Origin of the sequence: Exiguobacterium sp. s168, from assembly GCF_018619035.1 — a bacterium.
Taxonomy (GTDB): domain Bacteria; phylum Bacillota; class Bacilli; order Exiguobacteriales; family Exiguobacteriaceae; genus Exiguobacterium_A; species Exiguobacterium_A acetylicum.
The window spans coordinates 1-9,913 of the sequence record NZ_JACSNE010000045.1 but is presented as its reverse complement, the minus strand read 5'-3'; the positions used below and the strand labels follow the sequence as shown (position 1 = coordinate 9,913).

Annotated in this window: 3 protein-coding genes and 1 pseudogene; 2 read left to right on the top strand and 2 right to left on the bottom strand. The window is 37.2% G+C overall.

Annotation, left to right across the window (positions count from 1 at the left end; genetic code table 11):
* Positions 1–703 precede the first annotated feature (703 nt).
* Positions 704–1,108, bottom strand: a complete 405-nt coding sequence (locus tag KNQ15_RS16355) for an RrF2 family transcriptional regulator (protein WP_214730097.1) — start codon at positions 1,106–1,108, stop codon at positions 704–706.
* Positions 1,109–1,996: 888 nt separating this feature from the next.
* On the opposite strand from KNQ15_RS16355, the gene KNQ15_RS16350 reads away from it, so the two are divergent.
* Positions 1,997–4,534 carry an ATP-binding protein gene (locus tag KNQ15_RS16350; RefSeq protein ID WP_214730096.1) on the top strand — a complete coding sequence of 846 codons (2,538 nt, stop codon included), beginning with the start codon at positions 1,997–1,999 and terminating at the stop codon, positions 4,532–4,534.
* Between the two features lie 69 nt (positions 4,535–4,603).
* Here KNQ15_RS16350 and KNQ15_RS16345 read toward each other — a convergent pair.
* A pseudogene (locus KNQ15_RS16345) lies at positions 4,604–5,813 on the bottom strand (IS3 family transposase).
* 1,122 nt (positions 5,814–6,935) lie between these two features.
* Here KNQ15_RS16345 and KNQ15_RS16340 point away from each other — a divergent pair.
* On the top strand, positions 6,936–9,656 hold the full coding sequence (locus KNQ15_RS16340) for an ATP-dependent Clp protease ATP-binding subunit (protein ID WP_214730095.1): 2,721 nt from the start codon (positions 6,936–6,938) through the stop codon (positions 9,654–9,656).
* Positions 9,657–9,913: the final 257 nt, after the last annotated feature.

The following is a 9,913-nucleotide window of genomic DNA, read 5'->3' as shown; positions in this document are numbered from 1 at the left end:
TTAAGAAAATGGCTCATCCAAAGCGTTGCCCGAAGGGCAACTTGACGCGAGACAATGAAAAAAGAAGGAATTGCACATCCTGAGTGATGACAATTCCTTCTTCTCGTTAAATTCAGCTAGTTATGTCCCAGCCTCATTTTACTAAGTTTTTCCGTTGCCCGCCAACAAACTGGCTCTTATGTCCAGCAATAGTTTCAGGTTTTTATGGTGCTTAGCTCACCAGTTACTTCTCTATGTAACAATCATACACCATGTGTATTCTTTTATCTACAAATTTGTCCATAAATCTATCTATAAACTACTCCGTATAAATGATTCCATAAATTAAAGTTGAACTTTTTAATTTATTTTTTCCCCTTCAACCATAGGCTTTTACGTGCAATCGCTCCATAAATCAATGGATAGATGTTCCTTATTCTTGTTATATTAATGAGTCCACTATCCTTTCCATTATTCTATTGATTTATGGACTTTTATCGCTGCATGAAAAAAGAATTAAATCATTATGATATGATTTCAGATTGTATATACATTCTATATACGTTATGCAAACTAGGAATGTTGAGTTATAAGGAAAATATAAAAGGATTATGACAGGTTGACATCGGGATAGGTGCCGACTTAGTTTTTCTTTTCATCATGCTGTATGTAGGACTTATTATAAACTGTATAATTTTTTTCGAATCATAGTAATTAACCAAACTTACTCGCTGAGAATTTTTTCACGCTTATCTAATATATTTTTCAACGTAATTGAATGGAGAAATTCAGAAAACATCGTATAAGCACGTCCTAAAAACAGTTCGACTATAAACTGATCATCACTACTTATTTTCTTATTCTTTGAACCACCTACATTTTCAAACAAATTAAGAATCTCCCCCATATTAATATCTATAGGCGATTTAGCTAATTTTAATCCACCATTTCTCCCTCTTTTGGTCTCAATGTAGTTAGATTTTTGTAAGGCATAAACAACTTTCGTCAAAGAGTTTTCATGAACTCCATAAAATTGTGCAACCTCACTTTTTTTCACTAAACGTGTTGGATGAGATGCAGCAAACAGCAGCAATAATATTGCATGCTTTGTTGGATGATTGACTTCCATGACTACCTCCTCATTTCTTTAGATTTTATGGTTCATTTTATAGATTTAGTAATCCTCATCATCTAACAGAAAAAGAATCAAATATCATGCCTATACATATATGTGGAGTATAGAAAAAATAAAGATAATAATATTTAGAAGAATAGTAATTAAATCATGGGAATTTACGTGTAGTATTATCTTCTTGAACGTTTCTTACCATTCCAATACTTTCATAAGCGAAAGCGAGTTTTATAGGCATGGAAAAATTATATGAAAGTCACTATATAATGATAAGAAGAGTAAAGAAGCGCAGGACTAATGAATATTTCTTCAAATAATATGGTATTTTCTGCACCCTCCAACTCTCTATAGTAATGGCGAATAGAAGTTGCAACTTCATCGTGCAATTCCTTATATTTCGTCGGTGAAGACTTACAATTTCGCCGAGCGTGATCTTCGATAAGTAAAACGTATGGTTCGCTCGGTTTCAATACAGTAGTGGAAAAAGAAATTTCACTCTGCTCAAACTTTTGATTCAGTTTTTTAGCTAATAAGGATGATTTTTTCATCAAAAAACCCTTTCTAAACAAATCCTTTTGATCAATAAAAGGATCTCTAATTTTCATCGTTAAATACGTTTAAAATTGTAATGTCATAATTATATACACTATGTACCCTTAAAAAAAATAATAAAATTTAAACAACATATCAACTAGAAATTTAGTACATGTATATCATACAATTAGATGTATTAAAAATATAAGTATAATAGATAAGAATAATATTATGTTTAAATTTAACTTCAAACTAAGAAGTACAAAATTATTGTTTATTGTAATGAAGTAATGATTATTTTTCATAATAATTAGCTTATCTATATATCAAACAAATATGGAGGACATATCTGTGAAATGGATTAATCATACCATTAGTCGCCAATTGATGTTTGCGTTTTATATGGTCTTCATCGTATTAAGCGTTACATCCGGCATTGTCTATTTTTATACAGAGCAAAAGATTACTCAAGCCAATTCCACATTTAATGATTTAAACAAACGTCGAACAAACGCAAATGCTTTGGCAAGTGAATGGTCTTTCGCTCAAAACAATACCAAAACCTATTTATTAACTGGTTCAAACGAAGCACTGGATTCCTTGAAAGGTAATCAGAAAGAAATCAATCGATTGACGAAGTGGTTCGAAAAAAATGCTATTTACGATCAAGGCAAAGAGTATGCAGTTGCAACACGTCAGCTGTATAACGATTATTTTAATCAATCGATACCATCACTCTTAGAATATGTCGATGAAAAAAGGAAAGGTGAGATTGACGAAAAGTTTATCAATTCAGAAATCCTTGCAGCTCTTTCTAACACTCAAAGTTCTCTCAATATAAACAGAACATTAAGTGCTTCTAGTCGTGAAGCTACTAATCGTATTCAAATGACACAAATTGATATCTTGTTAGATAACTTTCTAAATTTGATTCAAGAAAAGGAAGCCAATGCAAAACATGACTTATTGAACGAAATGCGCATATCTCAATTCATTTGGCTCTCTAACCTTCTTGTTTTGATTCTTGTCTTGGTCTCACTTGTACGACCGTTCATAAAAAGAGTGACGAAGCAGATTAACGTATTATCTCGAGACAGTGCACTCCTTACAGAGGGAGAGGATATTCAAAACATTCCACTCCCAAAAAGACAAGATGAACTTTATAATTTAACGAATACTTTTAACCATATGGCAAAATCAATTGCTGATAATAAAGTGCATATGTTGACAAAAAATGAAGAACTACAAATTCATCAAGAAGAACTTATCGCCCAACAGGAAGAGTTACAGGCGCAACAAGAAGAACTTGAAGAAGCATTTGGTCTTACACTTCAGAATGAACAACGCCTTAAATATCGAAATGAACTTACCGAAACACTGGCTTCTCGTGAGACGTTGACTGCATATCCTGAAATTATTGAGAAACTGGTATCGATTACACAGTCTGAAATTGGTGCTCTACTCTTCCTCGATCAACAAGAAGTTCGCTCGAAAATTAATTATGGGATGTCGGAAGAAATGGTCGAACAATTGATTACAAGTGATCAATCTTTATTCCATAGAGTACGTCTTTTAAAGCGACCAATGAATTCATCGAAGCAAGTTACACATGAAAATCCTTTACCTTATCCTTATTATATGTATGAGGTCGCTGTACCAGTTCTTGATCCAAATAGTCAACAGATGATTGCTTGTATCTACTTGGTCCGGTATAAGGATCCGTTTAATACGGAGCAAATAAATGACATTCTATCTTTTTCGCAACAATTATCCTTATCACTTATGCGAATGGGCATTTACGAACAATTGATTAAAGAAAAGAATAAGACCACACAAATTTTGAACTCGATTCGTGAAGCAGTCATATACCTTGAACACGAAACGAATGAGCTACTATTTAATGAACCCTTGATGACACTACTTCCCGAAATTTTGATCAATGATAAGGATGAGGACAGTTCTACTTTTCATCAAGCAATGCAGGCATTCGCCTCTATTATTGATGAACCGACCCCATTCAACTGCTTTATTGAACAAATTATCGCGCACACCCTACCAAAAGATGGCTTAGTTGTCTCCATTCGAGGATATAGTAGTTATATTCAAATTTATGTTGAAAAAATCGAAGTGGAGGGGAAATGGGAAGGTACGATGCTTGTCTTACGGGATGTAACAAAAGAAACTGAAGCGGAACGAATGAAAGAAGAGTTCGTATCGACCGTTTCACACGAGCTCCGTACTCCCTTGTCATCTATCTCTGGCTTTACCGAATTGATGCTCAACAAGGATTTTGAAGATGATAGAAAACGGAAGTATCTTCAAACGATTCACTCAGAAACAGGTCGCTTGACAAGACTTGTCAATGATTTTCTCGATGTGCAGCGTATGGAATCAAGCGAATATCGATACGAAATGATGACATTCGATATTGTCGAAATTGCACAGGATTTAATTGAGTTCTATGCTGTCTCCCATGAAACGCATCACATAATTTTTGAACCGAGTCAGCCCATCACGATTAACGGTGACCCTGAAAAGATAAAACAATTGTTGAACAATCTTTTGAGTAATGCTGTCAAATACTCACCAAATGGAGGCACAATATCAATACACATTACGAGTGACTTGGGCTTCGCTAAAATTCGAATTCAAGACGATGGAATTGGTATATCTCAAGATGCAATACCGAAATTGTTTAATAAATTTTACCGTGTTGATAATTCAGAAACACGAAAAATTGGGGGTACCGGTCTAGGGCTTGCGATTTGCAAGGAAATCGTCAAGTATCATAATGGAACAATTGATGTCGAGTCTGTACTCGGTATTGGTTCTACTTTTACAATCGGTTTTCCGATTGCCCTTCCTTCCAGTACGTTGAATAAAGACTAATTGAAAATACCGCTCTATTTGAACTGAGCCCTACAGTTTGGACAGTTTAATAAAACCACCCTTAACGTTTTAAGCTGCTATGAGATGGCTGCGGTATTGTACCGGAGTCATCTTTTGTAGTTTCCATTGTCTTCGTTCGCTATTGTAATAATCAATATAAGCATCGACCATGGCACAGACCTCATCGAGGTCAGATGCTAATTTATACTCGACATAATCTTTCAAGTGCCCAAAGAACGATTCCATCGGGGCATTATCCAGGCAGTTTCCTCTACGAGACATGGATTGAAGCATTCCCATCTCATGGATGCGTGTTTGATAAGCAGGATGCGTATAATGGAATCCTTGATCAGAATGTATCATGGCTTCCGGGTGTATGTTCCCTTGAAGTCGTTCTGCGAGTTTATTCGCTGTATGAAGGACGAGTTCCATATGGAGGTTTTTAGATACATGATGTGCCATAATTTCATGTGTAGCGATATCCTTCACACAAGAAAGATAAACAGTTTGGCCAGATCCAATACGGAGATAAGTGATGTCTGTGACGAATACTTTACCAGGCTCCTGCTGATCGAACCGACGGTTCAAGTGATTTGGTACCGTCTTATGTTCATATGTCGCTTTAGCGATTTTACGGTAGGCGTTCTGCCTACGGATTTTCATCACGATTCCAAACTTCCCCATGATACGCAAAATACGTTTATGATTCATCGGCACCCCGATAAGATCAAGCATCTCCATGTAAAGACCACGATAGCCGATTTTTCCCTTATGACGATCATGAACATGTTTTAGAAGGAGGTAGTCCGCATAGTCACGTTCTTCCCGAAGGGAAACACTATCTGTACGTGCGAGCCAGGCGTAATAACCGCTGCGGCTCACTTCAGCGAGCATACATAGATCCGTCACGAACCGACTCGACGATTGTTTTCGTAAGACAATATTGATTGCCTGATAGCGTTCAGATGCCGTTAGTTTCGGTACTTCGCCTCTCATTCGAGAGCTTCTAGCTTTTTTAGTAATTCATTCTCCGCTGTTAGGTACTTGATTCGTGCTTCAGCTCTCGCAAGTCGTCGTTCGGCGTTTGCTTACCGATCATGTCCAAGTCAAAGCCGCTTTCCTCAAAGATTTGTATCGGTCGCTTACCAGCTAGATTCTCACGTACAGCGTGAATCTTAAATTCTCCTTTGTATTGAATCGTACGATCTGATACAGAGGCTACGTGAAGATTCGCTTCAAGTTGTCTGATTTGATCTGGATTGAAGGTGCGTCTGTTCATGAATAGTTCTCCCGTCTAAATTGAATAGGTACAGTATATCGATATCTTTAAACACAAAAAACCCCGAATGGGGTCTTTTATCAAGTGTCCACCATTCAGGGTTCAGTTCAGCTTTAAGTCGTTTGGTGTCTTTTCCATTCTCTAAATAGTAGAATCTATCTTTTCTATCCATTCTCCTTCATATGCGATTTTACGATCGGCAATTCCTTAGTCGTTCCCTACACATAATGACATTCCTAATCGTTGTTGAGTCGCTTGGATTGAAGCGTCTCCACCTTTCTTTTTGCAAGGTGATTATGACTGTCGACTTTCCCTTTCTCCATGATCATTCTATTTAGGGTATACGTTCATTGCATTTTGATAAAAGATACATATGTTAGACGTTTCACGATCTGATACCGCTAAGTGATGAGAATGCGTCTTTTTAATTTTCTTTGCACTACTGTCATAATAATGATGGTTTAACTTGGATGCCTTCACTTCCATTCCATTATGTCCCCAAGCCAATTTCACTAGTAAATATGTCTTCCTTAAAAAGAAAGGATAGAAATCAGTATGGAGGTCTGCAGCATAGCTAATGAGCAATTCTATAATAGCGTTCTGAGATGTGACCGTTCAACTGAATATTATATCGTGTAGTCTTGATGGCTCTATTTCAATCTCGTTATATACTTTTTTAGGGCTTCTGCATTTTCTTTTTGTATACTCACGACTTCATAGTCTGGTCCTTTAATACTCACAAAAATAATTGAGTAAGGTGACTGCAATACCTCCTACAATGGTCCTTTATATCATCTTATGCATTCCTCTCTGTAATTATTAATATAGATACATGAAGAATTCGCGGACACACTCGCCCAGAACAACGGGCGGCCGAGAAAGTTCTGAACTGGAAAACGGCACAGCGGGCCTTTACGAGGAAGTATTGCGCTTAATTTGACAAATCGCCCATCTAAAGGACGAATGTATCTTATGCACAGATATGTTAAAGTCAGCATTTCTTTTAAGAGTGATCTAAAAACAATTATTTATTATAGATATCATGTTTTACGTTAAGTAATCTCGGGGAAATATGTATAATGTATAAACTAAACTATTCGATTGATTAAGGAGGTAGGGAAGATGTCGACGAACACATGTGATATTTGTGGAAAGCCAGCATCAGTCAGAGTCCAAGCAAACTTGAATGGTCAGTTACGAAATATGGAGTTATGTGAAGGTCATTATCAAGAAATTTTACAACGCAATGGATTAAACATTTCTCCAATCGAATCGTTATTTGGAATACGTGGCACTATGCTCGATAACTTTTTTTCGAGCAAACTACCTTTTTTTAATGTAGATGAAGAAGTTAGTAAAGAAAATTTTTATGATGAAACCTCGAGCGAAGTGGCACCGCAAAAGCGTGGTAGTGCTTTAACTAGCCGATTGAGTGAAAACGCGGAAGAGATGCTTCAAAAAGCGGGACAATATGCATCTGAATTTAACAGACCCGAAATAGATACAGAGCACTTATTGTTGGCGTTGACAGATAGTGAGGTTGTTCAAAGTATATTTAATCAATTCAAAATTAAAGTGGAAGATTTGAAAAGACAAATTCAAGCTGAGGCGAAACATGGAGAGAAACTACATGAAGGTGAGATTAGCGTTTCACCGCGAGTAAAAGACGCCTTAAGTCGTTCTTTTATTGCTTCAAATGATCTAGGACACACTTATGTTGGTCCCGAACATTTTTTGATTGGTTTATCTGAAGAGGGAGAGGGGCTGGCTGCAAACATCCTTCGCAAATATGGTTTGACGCCTCAATCTATAAGACAGCAAGTGAGTAGGGTTGTCGGGAACGGTGAAAACAAAGGAGGTCTATCCAATGTGAGTAACACCCCTGAACTGGAGAAATTTTCGCGCGATCTTACTAAGATGGCTAAAGAAGGAAAGCTAGATCCGGTCATAGGTCGTGCCGAAGAAGTGGAAACCACAATAGAGATATTAGCTCGACGTAGAAAAAATAATCCAGTACTGATTGGTGATCCAGGGGTTGGGAAAACTGCTATTGTAGAAGGGTTAGCACAACGAATTGTTGACGGTGAAGTACCTGAAGGTTTAAAGGATAAGCGATTAATGGAGTTAGATATTAATGCAATGGTTGCTGGATCAAAATACAGAGGAGAGTTTGAAGAACGTGTTCAAAAAGTGTTGAAGGAAATATCGGAAAATAAAGATGATTTAATTATATTCATTGATGAGGTCCATACGATTGTAGGCGCTGGACAAGGTGGTGAAGAAGGCGGTCTAGATATAGCTAACGTTTTCAAACCAATGCTTGCTAGAGGAGAGTTGAATCTCATTGGCGCGACTACTCTGAATGAATACCAAAAGTACATTGAAAAAGACGCGGCTTTAGAAAGAAGATTTCAACCGGTTACTATTCACGAGACGACTCCAGAGCAAACGATTATGATTTTAAGAGGTTTGCGCGATACTTTTGAAGCGTATCATAAGGTGACTATAACCGAAGAAGCTATTATTTCTGCAGTAGAGTTATCAGATCGATATATTCCTTCTCGTTTTTTACCTGATAAAGCCATTGACCTTCTTGATCAAGCGGCAGCTAGAGTTAAACTAATTGCCACTTCACGTCCTGCCGGAATTCAAGAAATCGAAGCTGAATTGCAGCACCTTCTAAGAGAGCGAGATTACGTTGCAAATAGAAAGCAGTATGATAAAGCAAGCGAACTTACAAAAGTTATTGAAGAAAAAGAAAGTGAGTTAAAGAAATTAACAGAAGATTGGGAATCCGAAAAAGGCTCAGGGAGTACAGAGGTAAAACCTGAACATATTGCTCATGTGGTTTCGCATTTGACTGGCATTCCAGTGAACGAACTAACAACAGAAGAAAAAGACAAACTTTTACGCATGGAAGAACAACTACATCAGCGCTTAGTAGGTCAAGAAGAGGCAGTAAACGCTGTTTCAGATGCAGTTCGTTTGTCTCGTTCAGGATTACGCGAAGAAAATAAGCCTGTCGCTACTTTTCTTTTCTTAGGACCTACCGGGGTAGGTAAGACCGAGCTTGCAAAGGCTTTATCAGAAGTTATTTATGGAGATGAAAATGCATTATTACGAATTGATATGTCAGAATATGGAGAGCGGCATGCAGTAGCACGTCTTGTAGGTGCTCCTCCTGGGTATGTGGGTTATGATGAAGGCGGTCAGCTCACCGAAAAAGTACGACGTTCACCTTACAGCGTGATATTGTTAGACGAAATTGAAAAGGCTCATCCTGACGTGTACAATATCTTACTTCAAGTTTTCGATGATGGACGACTTACTGATGGAAAAGGAAGAGTTGTAGATTTCACCAACACGATAATTATAGCTACGTCAAATTTAGGGTCAGATATTATTCGTACTAGATTAAACAGCGATAGTTCTTCTAAAGAAGATTATGAAGGCGTAAAAAAAGAAGTTATGACTGTCTTGGCAAGTCATTTCCGTCCTGAGTTTTTAAACAGGATTGATGAAATTATTGTATTTAGTGCTTTAAATAAGGATCAAATAAACGAAATTGTATCACTTCAACTACAACGTGTCGCGAAGAATGTGTCGAAACAGGGTATTACTATTTCTTTCGATCAAACTTTAGCTCGGCACTTTACAGAAGAAGGGTACAAACCTGAATTTGGTGCCCGAGAACTCAAACGTGTAATCCGTAGTGAGCTAGAAACGAAATTAGCTCGTGAAATTTTAGGAGGGGCTATTGAGAAAGGGGATAAAATATTAGCTAAATGGGACGAACAATCACAACAGATTGTTTTTGAACGCACGGAGACTAATGAGGATTAAACCAATTTTGGGAGAATAGCCTATATTTTAGAGAAGGTGTCAACAGCGTTTTTTCATTCTTCTCTGATAACTGTGTAGTTGAAAATAAGAGTGATTATTATGCGATGTTGGATAACGATAACGAGGCTGGGACATAACTAGCTGAATTTAACGAGAAGAAGGAATTGCCATCACTCAGGATGTGCAATTCCTTCTTTTTTCATTGTCTCGCGTCAAGTTGCCCTTCGGGCAACGCTTTGGATGAGCCATTTTCTTAA